This window comes from Pseudoalteromonas sp. SG44-1 (assembly GCF_014164315.1).
GTDB lineage: Bacteria > Pseudomonadota > Gammaproteobacteria > Enterobacterales > Alteromonadaceae > Pseudoalteromonas > Pseudoalteromonas rhizosphaerae.
In genome coordinates this window covers 1-23143 of record NZ_JACJEW010000058.1, presented here as the reverse complement: position 1 = coordinate 23143, position 23143 = coordinate 1, and the positions used below count along the sequence as shown (strand labels likewise).

Below are 23143 nucleotides of genomic sequence, written 5' to 3'. Positions count from 1 at the left end.
TTCTCGCATTAGGCTCTTTACGTGATAAAGCTAAAAGTTGCTTGGATTTTTCTAAGTTCAATTTAGTAAAAGTAGATAGGTATCAGTGTGCTAATTAGATCACATAATTTGGCAGATTGGTATAAGTATCCATACTCAAACTGCTGTTGTTTTGTTGCGCGGGGCCTAGAGCCTGTTTCAGCCCATAAGCATGTTATTTGATTTTGTTGCCCAAACCGTGCTTCATTTTGAAAGCAAACATCAATGCGACCTAAAAGTAGGTGTCCTGGGGGGCGGAAGGATCGTTTCCATTTGGACTTTTTTAAAAGCCTCTTGGCTTTCTTCTGACTGCTTTGGGTGCTTAGAACGGCTTGTGATCCAGCTAAACCCAAGCTTCTTAAGCAGTTTGTAAATATGATCGGTGTGATACCTTACATTGAACTGCTCATAAATATACTGAGCAATATCTTCCCCCATTAGTCTGCCGCCTTCTGAAGAGCTTGCTGACTGTTTTACATACTCTGACAGTGTGTCCAGTTGTAGTGAGGTTAATATAGCCGAGCGGCCCTTAATCGGTTTGTTGTTCAAGCCAGCAACGCGATTGTTAAGGTAGTTAGAAGTTGCTTGGATTCTTCTAAGTTCAATTTAGTAAAAGTAAATAAGTATCGGTGCGCTAATTAGATCACATAATTTGGCTGATTGGTATTAGTCATAGAGTAACGCTTTTTAGTTTTGTATCTAAATTTTTGGAGCTAGTTTGTAGAGCTATCAAGGATACTTACAACAGCCTCTAAAATTGCAGACTCAAGAATACTGTTAGAAGGAACGTTACTTGGCTTTCCAGCAGTTTTATTATCAAAGCAATCAGGGCTTATGCCTAAATCATCATGATTTGACTTATCAATATAAGCTAAATCAGCCTGTTCCATGCACTTCGCTGAAGCATTATTCGAAGGTGTGCTACATGCTTGTATGAGAGTGCAAAGTAGGCAGGTGCTGGCTAGTTGCCTCACATTCATATTTCAGTGCCATCTAAATTTTGCATAATTATTATACTAAGTAGAGTGTATACACTTTCCACAATTAATTTGTAAATTCTTGTCTTTTTCTTTCAATGCAAAAGTCGCGATATGGGAAAGTTCGTTCTATGGTAATTGGCAAGAGGCTTGATAAACGTTAGTAGATCAAAAACGCCAACTCGAGGTTGGCGTTTTAATTATGAGGCTAAAGTAGCTTATTAAGCTTTAGGTCCTGCATTTTTAATTTCGTCAGATACGTCGTATTTAGCAAAGTTTTCAGTGAAGTCTGCTGCAAGTTTGGCCGCATATTCAGCGTATTTAGCTTTATCTTCCCAAGTATTGATTGGGTTAAGTAGCTCGCTGTTAACGCCTGGTACTGCAACTGGTACGTCTAGGTTTAAAACATCAATATGTTGAGTTTCAACGCCAGCCAGTTTACCTGATACGATTGCATCAACAACAGCGCGGGTAGTTGGAATATCAAAACGCTTACCTGTGCCGTAAGGACCGCCAGTCCAACCAGTGTTAACTAGGTATACCTTGGCGCCAAATTCACGTACACGCTTCATTAGAAGCTCCGCGTATACACCCGCTGGACGTGGGAAGAATGGTGCACCAAAACAGGTTGAGAATGTTGATTCGATATCGCTGGTAGAGCCAATTTCAGTAGAGCCAACTTTTGCTGTGTAACCGCTTAGGAAATGAAACGCTGCCGCTTCTTCGCTAAGGATTGATACTGGAGGTAATACGCCGCTTACATCACAGGTTAAGAATACCACTGCTTTTGGCTCGCCTGCGCGGTTCTCTACTTTGCGTTTTTCAACGTGTTCAAGCGGGTAAGCTGCGCGGCTATTTTGCGTTAGGCTGGTATCATGAAAATCAGGAACGCCTTTGTCATCAAGGACAACGTTCTCTAGGATAGTTCCAAAGCGGATTGCATCCCAGATAACAGGCTCATTCTTTTGTGAAAGGTCGATACACTTAGCATAACAACCACCTTCGATGTTGAATACACTGCCAGGTGCCCAGCCGTGTTCGTCATCACCGATTAAAAAGCGAGTTGGATCGGCGGATAAAGTTGTTTTACCGGTACCAGATAGACCAAAGAATAATGCTGTATCGCCAGCTTCACCTACGTTAGCTGAGCAGTGCATTGGTAGCACGCCTTTTGCTGGTAGTAGGAAATTTTGCACTGAGAACATTGATTTTTTCATTTCACCGGCATAACGCATACCTGCAAGCAATACTTTACGTTGTGCAAAGTTGATAATTACTGTGCCATCACTGTTAGTGCCATCACGTTCTGGGTCACAAACAAATGAAGGTACATTCATTACCTGCCATTGGGGTAAATCAGATGCATTATAAGATTTAGGTTCGATAAACATATTTTTGGCAAAGATATGATGCCATGCAGTTTCTGTTGTAACAACAACAGGTAAATAATGCTCAGGATCAGCGCCTACTTCAAGGTGAGAGATGAAGTGGTCGTTGCTCTGCACATGTGCTTCTACACGTGCCCATAAAGCGTCAAATTTATCTGCATCGAAAGGGCGATTTACATTACCCCATTGGATTTCATTTTCAGTACTTGATTCTTGAACAATAAAGCGATCTTGTGGTGAACGACCAGTACGACGACCAGTGTTAGCAACAAAAGCTCCATTGGCGGCTAAAGTCCCTTCGCCACGACGGATCGCGTGTTCGACAAGTTCAGCTGCAGTTAGATCGACAAAACGAGTAGCGCTTGAAGTCATGTTTATACCTAAATTGTGTGAGATTGAACGGGATAGCTCTGGGGTTCTTGTTTCCCTTTAAGCTGTAATTATAGTAACAGATGGATTAGGGATATTCGAGCTTATCAAAGGCCTAAAAACACATATATTTAGTAAAAAACATGAATAATTTCAATGATACCGGTGTCATAAAAGTAATACAATTCATGACACCGGTATCAATTTTTGGCATAAAAAAACCGCAATAAATGCGGTTTGAATTTTGTTGGTTTTTTGAACGATTAGATTAGTTGAAAATACTTTTCACATCTTGTTCATTAAAAACGTAATCTTTTAAGCAATAATGGCAGCTAATTTTTACCTCACCATTTTCAATAACGTCATCTAATAAAGCTTGTTGACCTATATTAACGAGCGCAGTGATGGTTTTTTCTCTACTACAACCACATTTAAACTGGATTGCTTGCGGCTCGTAAACACGCGGATTGTCTTCATGATAAAGTCGAGTAAGCACAGTGGCAGCATCAAGCTCTAACAACTCTTCAGCTTTAATCGTATTGCTGAGTGCTTCAAGGTGAGTAAAGTCAGTAATCGACTTTTCTTTATTTACAGGTAACACCTGTAGTAGTAAACCAGCAGCTTTAGCATGACCTTGTGTTGTATCAGTTGCAAACCATAGACGTGTTTGTAGTTGCTCTGATTGTGCAAAGTAGGCTTCAAGACATGCTGCTAACGTGTCATGCTCAAGCGGAACTATACCTTGATATCGTTCACCTTTAGTTGGGGTGATTGTCAGTACCATCACACCGTTACCGATTAGTTCCTGGATGGTTGAGCCTGTTACTTCACCTTGCAGGCGGGCAATACCGCGCATATTTTGTTGATGATCACCGTTGATAACCGCATATTTTACCGGGCCATCACCTTGCAGTTGTACTGCTATATCACCTTCAAACTTTAATGTAGCTGTAAGTAGGCAGGTTGCGACCAGTAACTCGCCCAATAAAGCTTGCACTTGCACGGGGTAATTGTGATCGGCAATCATTTCATTATAAGCTTGCTCTATTTGTACGAGTTCGCCGCGGACGTCTAGTTGATCAAATGTATAACGATGAAGTAGATCTTGTTGCATGAGTGGCTTTACCTAACTTGATTTCATTTTTAAAAGTTCGCGTCTTTGCTTTTTATCTGGTTTACGGTCCGGATGAGGAGCAAAAAAGCTATTATTCTTGCGCGCGATGCTATTGGCTTCGCGTTTTTCGATACTTGCATCAGATTCGTGATACAAGGTTTGAGCAATGGGGGCACTTAAGCGTTTATCAAGCAATTTAAGTACAGTGATAACTTTTTCGTCAACTCCTTGAGCAAGTTTGATCACGGCATCTAGTTCGACTATTTTACTAGGTTTAGTGCGCTGGCCATTATAATGTACTTTGCCACCTTGCACCATGTCCCGTGCGATGGCGCGGGTTTTATAAAAGCGTGCAGCCCACAACCATTTGTCTAAACGGATACTAATAGTTTCATCTTTTGACGTGGTATTACGGGTGTTACTTTTTGACACAATTATACTCAATTAAAAGCGCGGCTCTGTAAGGTAAAATTTAGCATGAAACTTACCAACAAAGAAATAGTCGAAGTTTTTTACACTCAGCTTGAACGTTAATTTACCTTGTTTACAAAGTTTAATATTAGTGCGCTTGTTGAATGAAAAATGAAAAGGTACTATAGGCCAGCGATGAAACAGCAAATTAAAATAAGAAACGTCATTTATGGAACAGCGATTACAGCAGCTAAAACATTTAGTAAGTAAATTACCCCACGCTAAATTGAGTTGGGCAATAACGCTTTTAGCCGTTGTTTACATTGCCTTTTTAGCAGCGAAACTATTTTGGCTAACATGGCCAGCCCCGGTTAATTCGAGCCTTTCTCCAAGCTATATTAATAGCGTTACAGGTAAACCTGAACGGGTTAATACGCAATCAATTTTAGCACAAAACTTGTTTGGTAAAGCCGACGCAGCGCCTAAAAAACCAGCAAGCAAACAAACTCAAGTCATTAACAATGCGCCAGAAACTCGATTAAGCATTAATTTAACTGGTATTGTTGCAGTCAGTGGCAATGATCAAACAGGCTTGGCAATTATTGAGTCTCAAGGCCAACAATCAACTTATTTAGTAGATGATGTTGTACAAGGCACTCGCGCTAAGCTTGTTCAAGTATTACCTGATCGAGTAATTTTAGATGTCAGTGGCCGTTTTGAAACGTTAATGCTTGATGGCGTGGATTTTACCAAAACAGTATCAATGCCAGTACTTGCCGAACGTGAAAGTGATGAACCTGAACTCGATGAAGGTCCGCAAATGGACAGTGACCGTCAGATTGATGTAACAGCAAATCAAGAAGTAAAAGAAGCAATTATAGAGACCCGAGAAGAATTGTTAAAAGATCCCGGTAAACTATTTGACTATATTCGCGTATCTCAGGCTATGAAGGATGGTGAGCTTATTGGCTACCGTTTAAGCCCAGGTAAAGACCCTGCATTATTTACGCAGATGGGGTTACAAAATAACGATTTGGCTGTATCGATTAACGGCTATCAATTAACAGATTTAAAACAGGCCATGTCAGCCATTAATGAGCTGCGTAATAGTACCGATGCGAACATTACAATTGACCGTGATGGCGAGCAGATTGATGTGCAATTTAGCCTGCAATAACTTAGCTTTGGAGTTTTAATATAATGGTTCACGCGCTACACCTCAAAAAAATCAGAAAAGGGTTAGCTAAGTACGCAACACTTTTTTTTGTGGCTAGCTTATCTCTATCGGTGTCTGCCGTTGAGTATGCTGCAAATTTTAAAGGGACCGATATCAATGAGTTTATTAATATCGTTGGTAAAAATCTAAATAAGACCGTCATTATCGACCCGAACGTACGTGGTAAAGTAAACGTACGCAGCTATGAATTGATGGATGAAGCACTTTATTATCAATTCTTCTTAAATGTACTAGAAGTTTACGGTTATTCAGCTGTTGAAATGGATAACGGCATATTAAAGATTGAAAAAAGCTCTGATGCTAAAAAATCAAACGTACCGTTAGTCACTGAAGACGACCAAGCGCGCGGTGATATGATGATCACTCGTGTCGTACGTGTAAAAAATGTTAGCGTACAAGAACTAGGTCCATTAGTGCGTCAGTTTAGCGACCAAAAAGATGGCGGTCATGTTGCCAACTTCAACGCTGCAAACGTCATGATGTTGACCGGTCATGCTGCCTCAGTAAACCGACTTGTTGAAATTATTCGCTCAGTTGACCAAGCCGGTGATAAGCGGGTTGATATTGTAAAGCTAAACTTTGCCACCGCTGATGATGTGGTATCTGTGGTTGATAATATTTACAAAGATAGCGGTAAAGGCAGTATCCCCGAATTTTTGATCCCTAAAGTCGTTGCAGATGGCCGTACTAATAGCGTTATTGTCAGTGGCGAAGGCCAAGCAAGAACGCGTGCTATTGAGTTAATTAAACGCCTCGACGGTGAGTTGCAAAGCCAAGGCAACACTAAAGTAATTTACCTTAATTACGCTAGCGCTGAAGATTTAGTGAAAGTGTTGCAAGGGGTTAGCAAAACGCTTGGTGAAGAAGGTCAAGGTGGGGCAACTAAAACCCGTAGCCGCAACCAAAACGAAACCAGTATCGAAGCTCACCCTGATTCAAACTCATTGGTCATTACTGCTCAACCTGACACTATGCGTTCATTGGAGTCAGTGATTGAACGGCTTGATATTCGCCGTGCTCAAGTACTCGTTGAAGCAATCATTGTTGAAGTAATGGAAGCTGATGGGATTAACTTTGGTCTGCAATGGATTTCAGAGCAAGGCGGTATGATGCAGTTTAATAACGGCACAACCGTTCCTGTTGGTTCTTTAGCTGTAGCTGCTCAGCAAGCTCGTGATAAAACAATTACTGATAGCGTTGTAGGCACTGACAATGCAGTAGTTACTCCTATTAAGAAAACTGTAGAAGGTGATCTTGGCCCGTTAGGTAAGTTGTTAGGGGGTATCAATGGATTGGCCATGGGGATTGTTAAAAACGACTGGGGCGCGATCATTCAAGCAGTCTCTACCGATACTAACTCAAATATTCTTGCTACGCCTTCGGTTACCACCATGGATAACGAAGAGGCATCGATGATTGTCGGTCAAGAAGTGCCGATCATTACTGGCTCGCAAACGGGTTCTAATAATTCAAATCCATTCCAAACAGTAGAGCGTCAAGAGGTGGGTGTAAAACTTAAAGTAACGCCACAAATAAATGATGGTTCAGCTGTACAGTTAACCATTGAGCAAGAAGTATCTGGCGTGAGTGGTACTACTTCGGTGGATATATCTATTAATAAACGTGCCATTAAAACCACGGTTATGGCTGATGATGGCGGCATGGTTGTGCTTGGTGGTCTAATTGATGAAGACGTGCAAGAAAGCGTATCAAAGGTACCAATATTAGGTGACATTCCTATCCTTGGTCACTTATTTCGCTCAACCAGCACCAGCAAGCGTAAACGTAATTTAATCGTGTTTATTCGCCCAACCATTATTCGTGATGGTATTAAAATGAATAAATTAAGCCACAGTAAATATAACTTTATCCGTGGTGAGCAGTATAAACAAAAAGAAGATGGTATTGATTTAATGCCTCTAACCGATGTGCCAATCCTACCTGAGTGGAATGATGCATTAGTATTACCGCCAACGTATGAAGAATACTTAAGACAGCAAAATACAGATGAGCGCAATAATGACTGATGCAATCACTGAGATCACCGCAGAGCCCTCACAGCCGCTAAATAATAGCGAGCTGATGACCAGTAACGATTTAGTTGAACTGCCTAATAAGCGGCTACCATTTTCATATGCACGACGTGCAGGCATGTTATTAAGTAAAAATAACGATGACCGGGTGGTTTTCTATCGTGGTGAGCTTAATATTGATGCATTGTTAGAAGTGCGCCGTATTGCTGGGCATGGCTTTACGCTTGAACACTTAGCTGATGACAAGTTTGAGTTGTTATTAGAGGCATCGTATCAACGCGATAGTTCTGAAACCCAGCAAATGATGGAAGACATAGGTAACGAAGTTGATTTATTTTCACTGGCTGAAGATATGCCGCAAACGGAAGATTTGCTTGCCGGAGATGATGATGCACCAATCATTAAATTGATCAATGCGATGCTCAGTGAAGCGATTAAAGAAGGCGCGTCAGATATTCACATCGAAACCTTTGAGCAAGAGCTAGTGATCCGCTTTCGGGTTGATGGCGTGCTTAAAGAAGTGTTAAAGCCGAATCGTAAACTCGCTTCATTGCTAGTTTCGCGTATTAAAGTAATGGCGAAACTCGATATTGCAGAAAAGCGTATCCCGCAGGATGGTCGTATTAGTTTGCGTATCGCAGGACGTGCCGTTGATGTTCGGGTATCAACCATGCCATCAAGTTTTGGTGAGCGGGTTGTACTGCGTTTACTTGATAAAAATAACGCGCGTTTAAATCTTGAAGATTTAGGTATGACGCTGCGCAATCGTGAATTGTTCTCTGATTTGATCAGTAAACCGCACGGAATTATTTTGGTGACCGGTCCAACTGGTTCTGGTAAAAGTACCACGCTTTATGCGGGCATGAGCCAAATTAACTCTCGCGATCGTAATATTTTAACGGTTGAAGATCCAATCGAGTATGAAATCCCAGGTATTGGTCAAACTCAGGTAAATACTAAAGTTGATATGACCTTTGCCCGAGGCTTACGGGCAATCTTACGTCAAGATCCTGATGTAGTAATGGTTGGTGAAATACGTGACCTTGAAACCGCACAAATTGGCGTGCAAGCCTCACTTACAGGTCACTTAGTGATGTCGACATTGCATACCAATACCGCAGCAGGTGCTATCTCTCGTATGGAAGATATGGGGGTTGAACCCTTCTTACTGTCATCTTCTTTGTTAGGGGTGTTATCGCAGCGTCTAGTGCGAACTTTATGTAAGAGCTGTAAAGAAGGTCATGTTGCAGATGAGCGCGAGTGTGAATTGCTCGGCGTACCATTTGTAAATCCGCCGACTATTTACCGAGCCGTTGGCTGTGAAGAGTGTAACTTTAATGGTTACCGTGGTCGTACCGGTATTCATGAATTACTGGTAGTTGATGAAACTGTTCGCGAACTTGTTCACAGTGGTAAAGGTGAGCAAAGTGTTGAAAAGTACATTCGCAAACATACCCCAAGTATTCGCCAAGATGGCTGTAGTCGCGTGTTAGCCGGTAAAACCACCCTTGAAGAAGTATTACGTGTAACGCGTGAGGAAGGTTAACAATGGCAGCATTTGAATATCGCGCGCTCGATGCTCGCGGCAAAGAGAAAAAAGGTATTCAAGAAGCGGATACCGCGAAACAAATTCGCCAATCATTACGTGAACAAGGTCTTACGCCGCTCGAAGTTGTGCCCGCCGCAGAGGGGGATAAACAAGTTAAAGGTGAAAAAAGCTCGCCATTTGGCAGCTTTTTTAAAGCGAAAATATCTACCTCAGATCTCGCTTTGATCACTCGCCAACTCGCTACACTCATTCAATCGGCGTTACCGGTTGAAGGGGCGGTAATGGCGGTGGCTGAGCAGTGTGAAAAGCCGCGTATGAAGCGTATGTTAATGTCGGTGCGTTCAAAAGTTGTTGAAGGTTATACCTTGGCTGATGGCATGTCTGAGTTTCCACATGTATTTGATAATTTATACCGCGCTATGGTAGCTGCGGGTGAAAAATCAGGTCACTTAGATGCTGTATTGAACCGTTTAGCCGATTACACGGAACAACGTCAACACATGCGTAGTCAAATCACACAAGCGATGGTGTATCCGGTGATATTAGTAATATTTGCCATTGGTATCGTTTCAATATTACTAGGTACTGTAGTGCCTAAAATATTGAAGACATTTGAAAAGTCAAAGCAGGTTTTACCTTGGACGACTGAATGGGTAATGGCTGCTAGTAACTATGTGCAAAATTATTGGTTCATTACTTTGGTGTTATTTACCGCGACAGTGATTGGTGTTAAACATGCGCTAAAACAGCCTAAGATCCGCTTTTGGTATGATTCGAAAATTTTGATGATGCCGGGCATTGGCAAAGTTGCTCGTAGTATTAATACCGCCAGATTTGCTCGTACACTGAGTATCTTGTCATCAAGTTCAGTGCCGTTACTCGAGGGAATGCGTATTTCTGGTGGCGTATTGATCAACGAGAAAATTAAAAAAGCAGTGGCGGATGCCGCAACCCGCGTTAGTGAAGGGGCAAGTTTAAGAGCGTCCTTACAACAAACAAAATTATTCCCACCGATGATGCTGCATATGATCGCCAGTGGGGAGAAATCAGGTGAGCTCGAGCAAATGCTAGAGCGTGCTGCAAACAATCAAGACCGTGAATTTGAAACCATGGTAAATGTCTCGCTAAAACTCTTAGAGCCTGCGATGATAGCGTCCATGGCGGTTATTGTATTGTTTATCGTAATGGCCATATTACAACCTATTATGGCAATGAATAAAGCGATTGGACTTTAACTATTTTAGGGATTTCGTAATGCATTTTTACCGTGTTACGATAGTTAATTATTAAGAACAACAGAGGTATGTACGTGAATAAACAAGCAGGTTTCTCATTACTCGAAGTTATGGTGGTACTGGTTATCATTGGCATGATCATGTCAATCGTGGCACCCAATATTATGGGTCAGCAAGAAGAAGCGGCACTTGATAAAGCGCATCTTGATATTCAGCAGCTTGAAGATGCTATGAGTCTTTATAAATTAAAGAACAAAGCGTACTTAACCACTGAGCAAGGCCTTGAAGGGTTAGTGACTAAAACTAGCGTAGAGCCAGTACCAAAGCGTTTTCCTGAAGGTGGCTTTATTTCTAAATTACCAGAAGATCCATGGGGAAATCCGTACCAGTTAATCAGCCCAGGTGAAGTTGGTAAATTTGATTTGTTTTCAATGGGACCCGATGGCGAAGTGGGTACTGATGACGACATTGGTAACTGGGATGAAGAAAAATAATAATGCATCTTAGTATAAAGGCGTTTTTATACCCAGCACCGAGCTTAGCATGATATTAAGTCGGACTAAGTTGCGCCTTGCAAAGCTAAAGTCACCGATGCGTGGCTTTAGCTTAATTGAAATTTTGGTTGTGCTGGTGGTGATCGCCTTCGCCACTAAAATGGTGGTATATAGTCTTGATGGCGGTGTTGAAGATGAATTGGACAAACAAGCACTGAGACTGCATACCACCATTAATATGGCTTCTGAATTTGCAATCTTAAATCAGCTTGAATTAGGTTTTCAGCTTGATAAAGATACCTTAGAGTTTTTAGTGTTTGATGGTGAAAAATGGATCACCTTCGACCGAGAAAAGCTGTTTGCGCCGATGACTGTTGATGAACGTCTTAAGTTGACACTTAATCTAGAAGATCTCGCATGGGCTCAAGATAATCTACTCGAGCAATCCAATTGGCGCGAGTTAATGAGTGGCGGTGATGATGATAGCTTACTCGAATTGCAAAAAATGAAAATCCCGCAAGTGCTAATTTTATCTTCTGGTGAGGTGAGCGCATTTCAACTTATCTATGAATTAAAAGATGAAAAAGAACCTGTGTATTTCATCGAAGGGGAATTTTCCGCACCGGTTAACTTACGCAGAGAGCCAGAATAATGTATCGCAGGTCTAAAGGTTTTACTTTACTTGAGGTTATGGTGGCGCTGAGTATTTGCGCCATGGCTGGGATTGCCGCCATGCAAGCGACAGCTGAGCATATTAATCATTTATCAAGCCTTGAAGAGCAAACCTATGCCTCTTGGGTGGCTGAGAATGTAATGATTGAACAGCGTACTCTCGGCGATAAGTGGCAAGGCAAAAATGGCGCAAAAGGCACGGAAACAATGGCTGGTATAGAATGGTATTGGCGTCAAGATACCGAAGCGACAGCAGATAAAAGTTTTGTAAAAGTGACTATTAATGTATTTAGCGATGAAAAGTTAGAGCACTCGGTTTATGAGCTCATCAGCTATTTAAATAAAGGTAGCAAATAAGTGAAGCAGCGCGGTTTTACACTATTAGAAGTGATGGTAGCGCTGGGGATTTTAGCATTCGTCGTGTTAGCTACTCACCAAATTCTTGATTCGACCACCAAAGCGAAAGATGCATCAGACGAAAAAATTGCAGAATTGAATGGTTTGCAAACGACCTTTAGGTTAATGGATCAAGATTTCAGCCAAATGACTAAACGTGCCGTGCGCAATGAAGCCGGTGATGTGCAAGAACAATATCTACTTGCTGGGCGTTACACCATTAATAGCCAGTATGATGGTATTGCCTTTGTGCGAGATGGCTGGGTTAACCCAATTAATTTATTACCGCGCTCAGAGCTACAAGCGGTGGGTTATCGTGTTATTGATGACAACCTTGAGCGTATATATAGGGTCTATGTTGATCAACTCGATAATCTTGAGCCGCGAGTGCAAGTTATTCTTAAAGATATCGAAGATCTTAAATTTGAATTTTTAGATGAAAAAAATGAATGGCAAGAGCAGTGGCAGGGCAAGTCATTGCCAAAAGCTGTGGCGGTCACATTGCAACAAATTGATGAAGAACCAATAAGACGCGTTTTTTTAGTACCGGGTAATGGAAAGATGGGAGGTTTAAATGAACCATAAATCCCAACATGGCGCCGCGCTTATAATTGTCTTATTTATTGTTGCCTTGGCATCAATTTTAGCCGTAGAGATGAGTGCTAACTTGCTTGTTCAAGTTCAAAAAAGTACCAACATACAAGGCCATCAGCAAGCCAAGTGGTATGCCTATGCAGCAGAAGAGCTGGCTATTAAAGCGTTATTACAAAGCAAAAAAGATGACCCTGAAAAAACCACTTTAAAACAAATTTGGGCGCAACAAGGCGATATTCCTTATCCGGTCGATAATGGTACCTTGCAAGGCAAGATCACGGACTTACAGGCTTGTTTAAATCTCAATGCATTACGTGTTAAAGCGCCACAAGCGGGTAGTACTGATAAAACCAATCCTGCGCACACCGCGTTATTAGCGCTATTAGAAAATATTGAGGACTTGCCAGCAGAAGAGTCGGAAGAAGCCATGGCTGACAGTGTTTACGACTGGCTCGATGAAGATAGTATTACTTATCGTTCTGGCGCTGAAGAAGATGAGTATTTATCGCGTAAATCACCATATATGACAGCGAATAGTTTTTTTGCATCAAGCTCAGAGCTGCGTTTGGTTAAAGGGTTTAATCCATTAGTGATGGAAAAAATATTGCCATACGTATGCGTGATCCCAGGTAGCGAACTGTTAGCAATTAATGTCAATACAATCGCTCCTGAACAGGCATTATTATTGAGTGCATTGATTGATGGTTTGAGTGAGTCAGGTGCGCAAAGTGTGCTATCAGTCCGGCCAGAAGAAGGCTTTAATAATATTGAAGAATTTTTTGAACAAGTAAATCAACAAGGGGCTCAAAATGTTAAGTCTGTTGAAAAACTGTTCACCATAAATAGCGAATATTTTAAACTACAAGCGCAGGCTAAATTTGTCGATCTGCGTTTTTCGATGACCACATTACTGCATGCCAAAGATGGCGAAGTAACTATACTGGCGCGAAAATTTGGAGGCGTACAGTGACAGAAATACTGTTGATCCGCACGGGTCAAACTCAACAAGAAAGTATTAATTGGCTGATTTACTCACCATTAGAACAAGAAATAATTGCCAGTGGCGGATTGCCGAACGCTGAGCAACTGAGTGAGTTAGTTGAAAAAGCACAGAATCGTGAAGTTGTGGTATTACTGCCATGTGATCAGGTGCAACTAAAAACCGTAATCCTGCCGACCAAATGGAATCGTAAGCTTGAGCAAGCGCTCCCATATATGCTTGAAGAAGAGATTGCATGTGACGTAGATGACTTATTTATCGCGATTGCTGAGCCTACTATGGTCGGTGACAAGCACGCCATTAAAGTTGCCATGACTGACCGAGAATGGTTTGAAACTTGGTTAGCTGTATTTGCTGAACATGGAATTGAAGTGTTCAAACTGTTACCCGATGCATTATTGCTTCCTACTGCGGAACATGAGGGATTAAGCGTTATTGAGCTTAATAACCAATGGTTATGTAAGCAAGGATCATGGCGGATCAGTGCTGTAGAGCAAAGTTGGTTGGCTGAGTATTTAACTGCTTTAGGTCACCCTGATGTTGCACATTACAGCCCCGCCTCGCAATTTCCAGAAACGGTTAATCTTACGGCGCATACCGATGCTTATGATTTACCGCTGGCGTTATTTGCCAAACAATTACCTGAGATAAAATTCAATCTTCGCCAAGGCCAATATCAACTGAAAAAGAAAAGCGCATTATGGTGGGCGTATTGGCAAGGTGCCGCCATTGCAGCGAGTGTCGCGTTAGTTGGCTCTGTGGCAGTAAAAAGTCTTGAATTGTATCAGTTAAATAGTGAGCTTGAAGTCGCTAAAACACAAGTGGTTGAGCGCTATCAAACGGCCTTTCCGGGGAAAACAGTTCGTCCGCATTTGATTAAAAACCAAATTCAGGGTGAATTGGCTAAATTAGAGGGTGGCAGTAGTGCCGGCTTCCTAGATTTAACGAATGAGCTGGTGGGTGTATTTAGCCAAGTGCAAGAGTTTACTCCTGAGACATTGCGTTATGATCAACGCCGCAATGAGCTTAGAGTTCGTGCTCGCGGAAAAGATTTTCAAACCTTTGGCAAAGTTAAAGCAATTCTTGAACAACGCGGATTAACTGTAGACCAAGGCTCATTAAATAATGATGGCGACTTTGTAGTCGGTGAAATAAAACTACGAGGTGCTGCATGAAACAACAACTTTTAAAACATTGGCGTGGCTTAAAAGAGCAAGAGCAACAGTTGGTGATGGTCGCTGGTGTTATTTTTGTTATTTTTATCTTAGTTATGGGTATTTTTAGACCACTAAACAACGCGATAACTGAAGCTGAAAAAAACCAAGTTAAACAGCAAGAATTATTAGCGTGGGTTGATAACAGTATTGTTAAACTCAAAGCGGGTAGTGCGCGTGCTGTTACAAGTGACCAAAACTTGAGTCAAATAGTTAATGCTAGCCGCGCTCGCTACGATATAACCATAAGCAAAATGCAGCCTAGCGATAATTCATTAAGATTAACTATCGACTCGGTACAGTTTAATAAGCTCATAGAATGGCTTGATGAACTGGTAAACACTAAAGGCGTATTGATTGAAAATTTAGATCTCAGTCGCGATGATAAACCAGGCTACGTGCGCGTTAGCCGACTGGTATTAGAGAAGTAAAGAATGAAAAAAATAGCGATTCTTATAGTAATATTTTTCTTCGGTTTTATCTTTTTTGCACTATTAAAAACGCCAGCTGCAGTTGCGTTTAATTTAGCAAATCCTTATCTACCTAAAGATCTGCAAATAGGTAAAGCATCGGGTAGCATTTGGCAGGGTAGAATCATGCAGCTGCGCTATCAAGATGAACAGATTAATAATTTAAACTGGGATATTTCTGGTTGGGCATTATTCACCGGACAGCTTACAGGCAGTGTAAAGTTTGGTGATCCGCGACAGACCAGTGAACTGTCAGGACGCGGTGACTTTAGTTATGGTTTGCTTGATCAAGTAGTTGCATTAAATGATGCTACATTGCGTTTGAGTGTTGAACGTGCGATGCAGCGTTTGCAGTTGCCATTACCTATTAATGCTAAAGGCAGAGTAATTGTTGAGTTAGATGAATATCTCTCAGGAGCGCCTTATTGTGATGCATTAAAAGGTGAAATCGCCAGTCCAAACATCGATGTGCAAGGATTGTCTGGCTGGTTTAGCGTTGGTCCATTAAGTGGCAAGTTAAGCTGTAAGTCGGGCGATATAGCCGTGTTAGTTGATCCTGAAAACCGCTTAGGCTTAGCGGCTGATGCAACCTTAAAAGCAAACATGGACTTTAAAGTGGCTGGATATATCAAGCCAGAAGCATCACTACCAAAAGAAGTACAAGATGCCGCCAAATTTTTAGGCCGTGCAGATAGTGATGGCCGTTATCCATTAAATTTTTAAACAAGGCTGAATTGTTTTATGCAAATTCCTGAATTTACACAGCAACATGGCCAGCAGTTAAGTACGTATTTAGCGAGCCGCAATGGCGCCATGACATTTGTGCAGAGCCAAGGTTACTTATTTGCGGTTATTTGCTCTCCTGAGCCATTAGACGTACACGAGTGGCTTGAGCAGATAGTGCCAGATGCACACGGCCAGCTAGAAGAACAAACATTATTTGCATTTATGGCTTTGTATCATCAGATCAGTGAGCAAGTTTATGAAACAGGTTTTAAGCTCCCTGTAAGTTTACAGGTGAGTGATCAAGACGACAGCTACCTAGATTTGCATGAATGCCAGCAATGGTGTCAGGGTTTTGTTCAGGGAGCACAGGTGTATATTGATAAGCTAATGCAAGCTGATGCACTGACAACAGACTTAACTAATGCATTGCAAACCGCTTACGCCAGTTTAGGCTTTTTTGCTTTAGAGCCCCAGCTTATCACAACAATTGCCCAGCAAAATCAGCTTAGTGAAATACAACTATGCCAGCAACAGTATGAACTAATGGGAGATTTTGCATTAGGATTTGCTGAGTTAATAGAAATTATCGCGGTGCAAAGTGGTTTGTACGCAGATGAAGAAGATGGTTGGAGTTAGCATTATGCTAAATCCAACACAATTTCAGTACAGCCCTTAGGGCATTTAGCAACCCCTTGGCCGGGTTGCTGAGTCTTTAAATCTAACGTTAATATGCCTTGGCATACTTCACATTTAACCGTTTGCCCTTTCGCCAGCTTCTTCAGTAGGTTTTTATGTTGGTTAAACGATGCGCTGCTTTTTTTTGTTAAAGCTGAAAAATCCACTATTTACCTCTGCGCTCAGCCAATGATGTTGAGACGATGTCACACACTGTATTTAAACGATCTTCATAAAAATATAAGTTGAGATCTTTACTGCGGCAGTAACGAGTATGGAATAGCTGCAGCTGTTCATCAGTTTGCATGGTTTCTTCTAAATACTCTAACTCGCTTTCTGAAAGTGTTAGTTCTGACTTGATGCGGTTTTTTGCCATGCTCGCAGCGGGTCCACGGTTAATGTTGCTAGCACTACTTAATAGCCCTACACCTTCTCCTAATAACTTTTCTCGAGGTTCTTTTATCATTGGATGATCAATTGTGAATAACGCAAGTATCACTACAACTAGTACAAGGAATTTTTTCATATGTGAGTAAACTTTGATCTGAACGGGTACGAATTAGGCACCAGTGTAATAAAATGCCCCTTTGTAAAGCAAGCAAGTTAGGTGAATAAATTATTATCAATGAATATCAGCTTTTTTGAGGAGAGTTGGTATAATGACAGAGAACAATTAGATTTTTCAGAAATCTCTGAACTTTTACAGCACAGTAGTTCAGTTTGCACTATTTTTAAATGTAAGCTTAGTTGTTAGCTATCTAAATAGCGTTATATGATTGTTTGACTTTCATTCTCCAAGCGGCGTTGAGGAACTTCGATGGACAAGCAAATAAAAGTAAAAAATATTCCTAGTGAGGTCAAGATCGAAAAGCCCGATCTCTATGCTCAACAGGATAGATTTAATCCCCGCAATCGCATTTATGTACGTGCGGTTAAAGGGTTACATCAACTATTAAGACAGCGCATTGGTTTTCTTGGTATGTTGGCGTTCATGGCGCTGCCATGGATAAACTTTAATGACCAACAAGCTGTGTTATTTGACCTCATTGGTCAAAAATATAACATTTTTGGGCTAACTCTATGGCCACAAGATTTTACTATTCTTGCTTTTATTCTGATGCTTGCTGCATTCGCGTTATTCTTAGTGACCACCTTTTACGGTCGGGTATGGTGTGGCTATACGTGCCCGCAAACAGTCTGGACGTTTATTTTTATTTGGTTTGAAGAAAAGTTCGAAGGGACAGCGAATCAACGCAAGAAGCTTGATCAGCGACCAATGGACTTTGATAAATTTTGGCGTAAGACAGCCAAGCATACAGGTTGGATAGCTTTTTCTTTATACACCGCACTTACCTTTGTTGGTTATTTCACACCTATTCGTCAGCTGTTACCGGATTTTGTTACTTTTGATGTAGGTGGCTATGCGCTGGTTAGCATTATCGTATTTACTGTATGTACTTATGGTAATGCTGGTTGGATGCGCGAAATTATGTGCTTGCATATCTGCCCGTATTCGCGCTTTCAATCTGCAATGTTTGATAAAGATACCTTCACAGTAAGCTACGATGAAAAACGTGGTGAAAATCGTGGGCCACGTAGTCGTAAACAAGATCGAGAAGAGCTTAGCTTAGGTGACTGTATTGACTGTAATTTGTGCGTACAAGTATGCCCAACAGGGATCGATATTCGCAATGGCCTGCAAGCTGAATGCATTAACTGTGGCGCCTGTATCGATGCCTGCGACGGAGTAATGGATAAGATGAATTATCCGCGCGGGCTTATCTCATATACCACTGAGCGTAACCTAGAAACGCCAGAGAATAAAACCAATCCTCTGCGCGCTAAGATTATTGGTTATATTGTTATATTAGTGGTGCTCAGCGCAGCGCTGGTAACGAATATTGTAATGCGTAAGCCAATGGACTTAGATATTATTCGCGATCGAAATCAACTCTATCGAGTCGATTTTAATGGGCTTGTCGAAAATACCTACACACTTAAAGTGATCAACAAAGCACAATACGAGCAAACCTTTAATATTAAGGTGGCAGGACTGGAGAACTTTAAGTACATAGGTAAGCAAACTTTTACCGTGCAAGCGGGCGAATCGCACAACGTGCCATTATCATTGGTGATGGATCCGTATGATTTGAAAGCGCCTATGACCGAGTTTAATTTTGTATTATCGCCAGTGGACAATCCAAGTTCACAAATTTCGCAGCCGAGTAACTTCTTTAAAGCGCGATAGTTAAGTACACTGATAACAAATAAAAAGCGGGATTTTCCCGCTTTTTTTATAATTGATGAGAATTATGAGTAAATTTAGTTTTGTTGACCTCACCCCAGATTCGATTTTAGATGCGGTCGAAAGTATTGGTATTTACGCAGAGTCTGGCTTATTAGCACTGAATAGTTACGAAAACCGTGTCTATCAATTCAAAGCTGAAGATGGCCTACGTTATGTGGTGAAATTTTATCGTCCCGAGCGCTGGAGTAAGGCACAAATACTCGAAGAGCATAGCTTTGCATTTGAATTGGCTGATGCTGAAGTGCCTGTAGTTGCGCCGATACAGCGTAATGGCGAAAGCTTATTTGAGCATAATGGTTATCTATTTACTTTGTTCCCAAGTGTCGGGGGGCGCATCTTTGAAGTTGATAATCTTGATCAGTTAGATGTGTTAGGACGCTTGATTGGTCGGATGCATCAAGCAGCTAAAGCGAATGTTTTTAGCGAACGTCCGGTCATAGGGTGTGACGAGTATCTAGATACAGCTAAAATTCAGTTACAAAACAGTAATCTGGTGCCTAGCAGTTTAACTACTGCGTTTTATACTATTTTAGATATGGTGATCGCTAAAACGAAATCGCTTTACCAGCAGGTGGATACTATACGTTTACATGGTGATTGCCATGCCGGTAATATTCTGTGGGCCGGTGATGCGTTGATGTTTGTTGATTTGGACGATAGTCGTCAAGGGCCTGCGATTCAAGATTTATGGATGATGCTCAGTGGCGATCGAAACAATCAACTGTTACAGTTAGATACCTTAGTGGCTGCCTATGAAGAATTTTGTGATTTTGATCACACTCAACTCAAATTAATTGAACCATTACGCGCAATGCGTATGATTCATTATATGGGGTGGCTAGCTAAACGTTGGGAAGATCCGGCATTTCCGCGGAACTTTTCATGGTTTGCTGATGACAAATACTGGGAGCAACAAATTTTAGCGCTGAAAGAGCAGTATTCTGCACTTCAAGAGCCGCCGCTGAAGTTGCTGCCTAACTAATTATTAAAAATATCTGAAACGAGAGTCCAATGCTTAAAAAACTAAAATTGAGTTTACTACTGCTATGTTTACCTTTTGCTGCGATGGCCGCAGATTTTAAAGCTGGTGAGCACTATGACGTACTAAAAATTGAAAAAAGTAAAACCTCACAAGTAACAGAGTTCTTTTCATTTTATTGTCCGCACTGTTTTAAGTTTGAAGCTGTAGCTAAAGCAATGGAAAAAAGCTTGCCTGCAGGTACTGAGTTTGTAAAAAACCATGTCAACTTTTTAGGTGGTTTAGCGCCAGAAGTGCAAAGTAATTTGAGCTATGCGTATATCATCGCTAAACAGCATAACAAAGGTGAGCAAGTTGCAGATCAAATGTTTGACAGCATTCATATAAAACGTGCTCCACTCAATAACATTAAAGACGTTAAAGCATTACTTGCAGTAAATGGTATTGATAACGATACCTTTGATAAAGATATTGCCAGCATGCCAGTGATTGCGGCGGAAAAAGCCATGCAAGACAAGCAAAATAAGTTTTCACAAATGGGAGCCTTAACCGGTGTACCAACGTTTATCGTTAATGATAAATACAAAATCAATATCAATACCATCAAGAGCCAAGAGCAGCTTGATGAGTTAGTTGCCTTTTTATTACAACAATAAGCTATTAAAACAATAATTTTTGGAGTTTTTACCGATGATCAAATTAGTTAAAGCAGGACTAATAGCGTTGACGCTTGGGTTTGCTACAAACGCCGCCGCGATTCAATATGACGAAGGGACGCATTATGAAACGATTGATGCACGCGCAACTAAAAAGCCAGAAGTTAAAGAATTCTTCTCATTTTACTGCCCACACTGTAATGTTTTTGAATCAATTGTTGCTGAATTAAAGCCGCTACTAAATGAAGGTATTACTTTTAAGAAAAGCCATGTTGACTTTTCGGGTCCGCGTAACTCAGAAATTCAAACGATGTTAGCACAAGCTTACGCTACGGCAACTGTATTACCACAACAAGATGCACTAATTAGCGCTATTTTCAACCATATCCATGGCAAGCGAGCAAACATCAATGAGCTTGCTGATATGAAAGATATCTTTGTTGCTCAAGGTGTAGCTGCTGATGATTTTGATAAGTTTTACAACAGCTTTACAGTAAGAACCAAGGTATCCAAAATGAAGCGTGATCAAGAATATTTTAAACAAAAAGGTGCTTTGAAAGGTGTGCCTACCTTTATTGTAAACGGTAAGTACCGTGTTATTGTTGGTGGTGATTCAGGTATTAAAGATGCTAAAAGTATGGCTGATCTAATTAATTACTTAGCTGCTAAATAGAGCGGTTTAGTGTTTATTGTAAAAAAGCTCCGTACGCGGAGCTTTTTTGTTGCAGGTGGTAAGAAATGCATAAAATACTGGTTTCAAGTTGCTTACTTGGTGCTCCCGTGCGCTACGATGGTAGCGGACAACAGTTACTCCATCCGCAGCTAATCGCATGGCAGCAGCAGGAACGTATAGTCGCTTTTTGTCCTGAGATTGCTGGTGGTTTATCCACTCCTAGAGATCCTGCTGAAATCGTCAACGGTAAAGTGATTACCAATACTGGTGATGATGTGACACCGGAATTTCAGCTAGGTGCAAAACAAGCATTACGCCTTTGCCAACAGTACAATATTCGTTTTGCGCTATTAAAGGAATCAAGTCCTTCTTGTGGTCGTAATACAATTTACGATGGCTCGCACAGTGGTATTAAGGTGATTGGAATGGGATTAACGGCTTCGCTATTAGAAAAGAATGGTATTAAAGTCTTTAGTGAGCAGCAAATGCCAGCGCTAGTAAAAGCACTGGCATAGATACTTTACAATTTACGTTGTAAAAATACCCCTGATTCAATGTGGTGGGTATATGGAAATTGGTCAAAAATCGCAAACCGTTTAACTTCATGAGTGCGAGTTAGGTGCTCTAAATCACGCTCAAGCGTATCAGGGTTACATGAGATATAAATAATACTCTCGTAGTTAGCCACCAAATCACATGTTAGTGTATCCATGCCTGCGCGCGGCGGATCAACTAAAATGGTCTGACAATCATAGCTGCTTAAGTCAATCCCTTCTAAACGTGAGAAGGTTCGTTCGCCTTTCATAGCTTGAGTAAACTCTTCGCTCGACATACGAATGATATCTAAGTTAGTTACGTTATTTTTAGCAATATTATACTGCGCTGAGTGTACTGACGATTTAGAAATTTCGGTTGCTAATACACGATTAAACGAACCAGCTAAGGCAATTGAAAAGTTACCGTTACCACAATAGAGCTCTAGTAAATCATTTTTTAGTGGTTTACATAAGTCTTGTGCCCACTCCAGCATCTTAATGTTTACTTTAGCATTTGGCTGCGTAAAGCTGTTTTCAACTTGTTGGTAAATAAGTTGCTGGCCATTAACTGTTAAACGCTCAGTAACAAAATCATCACCGAGTACTTCTTTTTGTTTGCGAGCACGCCCAATAAAATCAATTTTAAAGCGCTCACTCAATGATTCTTTTAGTGACTTGATAGCTGCTAGCCATTCTTCGTCGAGTGGTTTGTGATAAAGCAGACTCACTAAAATCTCACCGCTTAAACTAGAAAGATAATCTATTTGGAATAATTTACGACGCAAGACTTCACAGCCTTTAAGATTATCGATCATTGCCTGCATTACTTCCCCAATTAGCGGCGCTGCAGGGTCAAACACATCGACTCTGATTTTGTCTTTGGTGGCTTGATCAAACATAATGTGAAATAACTCATCGCCATCGTGCCATACTCTAAATTCAGCGCGTTGACGGTAATGAATTGGCTCAGAGGCAAAGACTTCTAATTGTTCAACACCAAAGCGTTGGAATTGCGCAATGATACGTTGCTCTTTTTCATTTAACTGTGCGTCGTATCCTGTTGTATCGATCTTTATAACCGCCATTACCTACTACCTTATTTCATTATGCTGTTTATCGGCGCTATTGTAGGGGGCAGGGATTATTTGTCTAGGGTCTGTTTATCTTTCTAGGTTAATTTTGCAGCTGTGCGTTTGGTTTTTAGGCAAGGCAGAGCCTATGTAGTGTGGTTATTCCCCATAAATAGGCGATAACGTAGCATAAATGCCAAACGCGCGCTGCCCGAAGGGTTCTGCCTAGGGGCGATTAACTCTTTGTTACTTACATGGATGTAAGTAAGGGGCGTGAGCAGGACGCGGAAGCTTTGCTCAATTTTTACTTAGCCCACTAGGTTACAAATCTCGCGCCGTGATTAAATCG

The 23143-nt window shown here is 41.2% G+C and carries 26 protein-coding genes; 18 read left to right on the top strand and 8 right to left on the bottom strand.

What is annotated here, in order from left to right:
- Nucleotides 1-240: 240 nt before the first annotated feature.
- The 5 genes from H5187_RS25205 to hslR form a co-directional block, all read right to left on the bottom strand.
- Nucleotides 241-456 (bottom strand): winged helix-turn-helix domain-containing protein, encoded by a 216-nt coding sequence (locus H5187_RS25205; RefSeq protein WP_182798170.1) that lies wholly within the window; start codon nucleotides 454-456, stop codon nucleotides 241-243.
- Between the two features lie 275 nt (nucleotides 457-731).
- Nucleotides 732-908 (bottom strand): hypothetical protein, encoded by a 177-nt coding sequence (locus tag H5187_RS19390; protein WP_182719499.1) that lies wholly within the window; start codon nucleotides 906-908, stop codon nucleotides 732-734.
- A 308-nt stretch (nucleotides 909-1216) separates the two neighbouring features.
- Nucleotides 1217-2755, bottom strand: coding sequence for a phosphoenolpyruvate carboxykinase (locus H5187_RS19385; protein ID WP_149983375.1), 1539 nt, complete (start codon nucleotides 2753-2755; stop codon nucleotides 1217-1219).
- 265 nt (nucleotides 2756-3020) lie between these two features.
- Nucleotides 3021-3866 carry an Hsp33 family molecular chaperone HslO gene (gene hslO / locus H5187_RS19380; protein ID WP_149983376.1) on the bottom strand — a complete coding sequence of 282 codons (846 nt, stop codon included), beginning with the start codon at nucleotides 3864-3866 and terminating at the stop codon, nucleotides 3021-3023.
- A gap of 12 nt (nucleotides 3867-3878) precedes the next feature.
- On the bottom strand, nucleotides 3879-4301 hold the full coding sequence (hslR, locus tag H5187_RS19375; RefSeq protein ID WP_404676548.1) for a ribosome-associated heat shock protein Hsp15: 423 nt from the start codon (nucleotides 4299-4301) through the stop codon (nucleotides 3879-3881).
- A 205-nt stretch (nucleotides 4302-4506) separates the two neighbouring features.
- On the opposite strand from hslR, the gene gspC reads away from it, so the two are divergent.
- From gspC to H5187_RS19310, 13 genes are all read left to right on the top strand, one after another.
- Nucleotides 4507-5454 (top strand): type II secretion system protein GspC, encoded by a 948-nt coding sequence (gene gspC / locus H5187_RS19370; RefSeq protein ID WP_182798169.1) that lies wholly within the window; start codon nucleotides 4507-4509, stop codon nucleotides 5452-5454.
- A gap of 23 nt (nucleotides 5455-5477) precedes the next feature.
- Nucleotides 5478-7541: a type II secretion system secretin GspD gene (gene gspD, locus H5187_RS19365; protein ID WP_149983379.1), complete on the top strand. Its 2064-nt coding sequence runs from the start codon at nucleotides 5478-5480 to the stop codon at nucleotides 7539-7541.
- Nucleotides 7534-9093, top strand: coding sequence for a type II secretion system ATPase GspE (gene gspE, locus H5187_RS19360; RefSeq protein ID WP_145242764.1), 1560 nt, complete (start codon nucleotides 7534-7536; stop codon nucleotides 9091-9093). Before gspD ends, gspE begins: the two co-directional genes overlap by 8 nt.
- A 2-nt stretch (nucleotides 9094-9095) precedes the next feature.
- Nucleotides 9096-10331, top strand: coding sequence for a type II secretion system inner membrane protein GspF (gspF, locus tag H5187_RS19355; protein WP_145242766.1), 1236 nt, complete (start codon nucleotides 9096-9098; stop codon nucleotides 10329-10331).
- Nucleotides 10332-10405: 74 nt separating this feature from the next.
- Nucleotides 10406-10825, top strand: a complete 420-nt coding sequence (gene gspG / locus H5187_RS19350; protein ID WP_145242768.1) for a type II secretion system major pseudopilin GspG — start codon at nucleotides 10406-10408, stop codon at nucleotides 10823-10825.
- 49 nt (nucleotides 10826-10874) lie between these two features.
- Nucleotides 10875-11477, top strand: a complete 603-nt coding sequence (locus tag H5187_RS19345) for a prepilin-type N-terminal cleavage/methylation domain-containing protein (RefSeq protein WP_182762286.1) — start codon at nucleotides 10875-10877, stop codon at nucleotides 11475-11477.
- Entirely contained in the window at nucleotides 11477-11854 is a 378-nt protein-coding gene (gene gspI / locus H5187_RS19340) for a type II secretion system minor pseudopilin GspI (RefSeq protein ID WP_145242773.1), read from the top strand. The genes H5187_RS19345 and gspI overlap by 1 nt, the downstream gene beginning before the upstream one ends.
- Entirely contained in the window at nucleotides 11855-12478 is a 624-nt protein-coding gene (gspJ, locus tag H5187_RS19335; protein WP_182732554.1) for a type II secretion system minor pseudopilin GspJ, read from the top strand.
- A complete protein-coding gene (gene gspK / locus H5187_RS19330; RefSeq protein WP_145242776.1) occupies nucleotides 12468-13457 on the top strand; it encodes a type II secretion system minor pseudopilin GspK in 990 nt (329 codons plus the stop codon). The genes gspJ and gspK overlap by 11 nt, the downstream gene beginning before the upstream one ends.
- Nucleotides 13454-14662 (top strand): type II secretion system protein GspL, encoded by a 1209-nt coding sequence (gene gspL / locus H5187_RS19325; protein ID WP_182798168.1) that lies wholly within the window; start codon nucleotides 13454-13456, stop codon nucleotides 14660-14662. Before gspK ends, gspL begins: the two co-directional genes overlap by 4 nt.
- Nucleotides 14659-15132, top strand: a complete 474-nt coding sequence (gene gspM / locus H5187_RS19320; protein WP_182719493.1) for a type II secretion system protein GspM — start codon at nucleotides 14659-14661, stop codon at nucleotides 15130-15132. Before gspL ends, gspM begins: the two co-directional genes overlap by 4 nt.
- Before the next feature lie 3 nt (nucleotides 15133-15135).
- The gene (locus H5187_RS19315; protein WP_182798167.1) at nucleotides 15136-15894 is read left to right on the top strand and encodes a type II secretion system protein N; all 759 of its coding nucleotides are present in this window, start codon (nucleotides 15136-15138) and stop codon (nucleotides 15892-15894) included.
- An 18-nt stretch (nucleotides 15895-15912) separates the two neighbouring features.
- Nucleotides 15913-16533, top strand: coding sequence for a UPF0149 family protein (locus H5187_RS19310; protein ID WP_182798166.1), 621 nt, complete (start codon nucleotides 15913-15915; stop codon nucleotides 16531-16533).
- A gap of 2 nt (nucleotides 16534-16535) precedes the next feature.
- Here H5187_RS19310 and H5187_RS19305 read toward each other — a convergent pair whose 3' ends face one another.
- The gene (locus H5187_RS19305; RefSeq protein ID WP_145242786.1) at nucleotides 16536-16739 is read right to left on the bottom strand and encodes a hypothetical protein; all 204 of its coding nucleotides are present in this window, start codon (nucleotides 16737-16739) and stop codon (nucleotides 16536-16538) included.
- Entirely contained in the window at nucleotides 16739-17098 is a 360-nt protein-coding gene (locus H5187_RS19300; RefSeq protein ID WP_145242788.1) for a hypothetical protein, read from the bottom strand. The genes H5187_RS19305 and H5187_RS19300 overlap by 1 nt, the downstream gene beginning before the upstream one ends.
- 291 nt (nucleotides 17099-17389) lie before the next feature.
- Here H5187_RS19300 and ccoG point away from each other — a divergent pair, with 291 nt between their 5' ends.
- From ccoG to H5187_RS19275, 5 genes are all read left to right on the top strand, one after another.
- Nucleotides 17390-18820, top strand: coding sequence for a cytochrome c oxidase accessory protein CcoG (ccoG, locus tag H5187_RS19295; protein WP_182740664.1), 1431 nt, complete (start codon nucleotides 17390-17392; stop codon nucleotides 18818-18820).
- A gap of 64 nt (nucleotides 18821-18884) precedes the next feature.
- The gene (locus H5187_RS19290; protein WP_149983388.1) at nucleotides 18885-19862 is read left to right on the top strand and encodes a serine/threonine protein kinase; all 978 of its coding nucleotides are present in this window, start codon (nucleotides 18885-18887) and stop codon (nucleotides 19860-19862) included.
- Nucleotides 19863-19891: 29 nt separating this feature from the next.
- The gene (locus H5187_RS19285) at nucleotides 19892-20515 is read left to right on the top strand and encodes a thiol:disulfide interchange protein DsbA/DsbL (protein ID WP_149983389.1); all 624 of its coding nucleotides are present in this window, start codon (nucleotides 19892-19894) and stop codon (nucleotides 20513-20515) included.
- A gap of 34 nt (nucleotides 20516-20549) precedes the next feature.
- Nucleotides 20550-21188 (top strand): thiol:disulfide interchange protein DsbA/DsbL, encoded by a 639-nt coding sequence (locus tag H5187_RS19280; protein ID WP_182798165.1) that lies wholly within the window; start codon nucleotides 20550-20552, stop codon nucleotides 21186-21188.
- Nucleotides 21189-21253: 65 nt separating this feature from the next.
- Complete coding sequence (locus tag H5187_RS19275; protein WP_182798164.1) at nucleotides 21254-21703, top strand: DUF523 domain-containing protein; 450 nt, start codon at nucleotides 21254-21256, stop codon at nucleotides 21701-21703.
- A gap of 5 nt (nucleotides 21704-21708) precedes the next feature.
- On the opposite strand, the gene trmA is transcribed toward H5187_RS19275, so the two are convergent.
- Nucleotides 21709-22809, bottom strand: a complete 1101-nt coding sequence (gene trmA, locus H5187_RS19270; RefSeq protein WP_145242801.1) for a tRNA (uridine(54)-C5)-methyltransferase TrmA — start codon at nucleotides 22807-22809, stop codon at nucleotides 21709-21711.
- Nucleotides 22810-23143 lie beyond the last annotated feature (334 nt).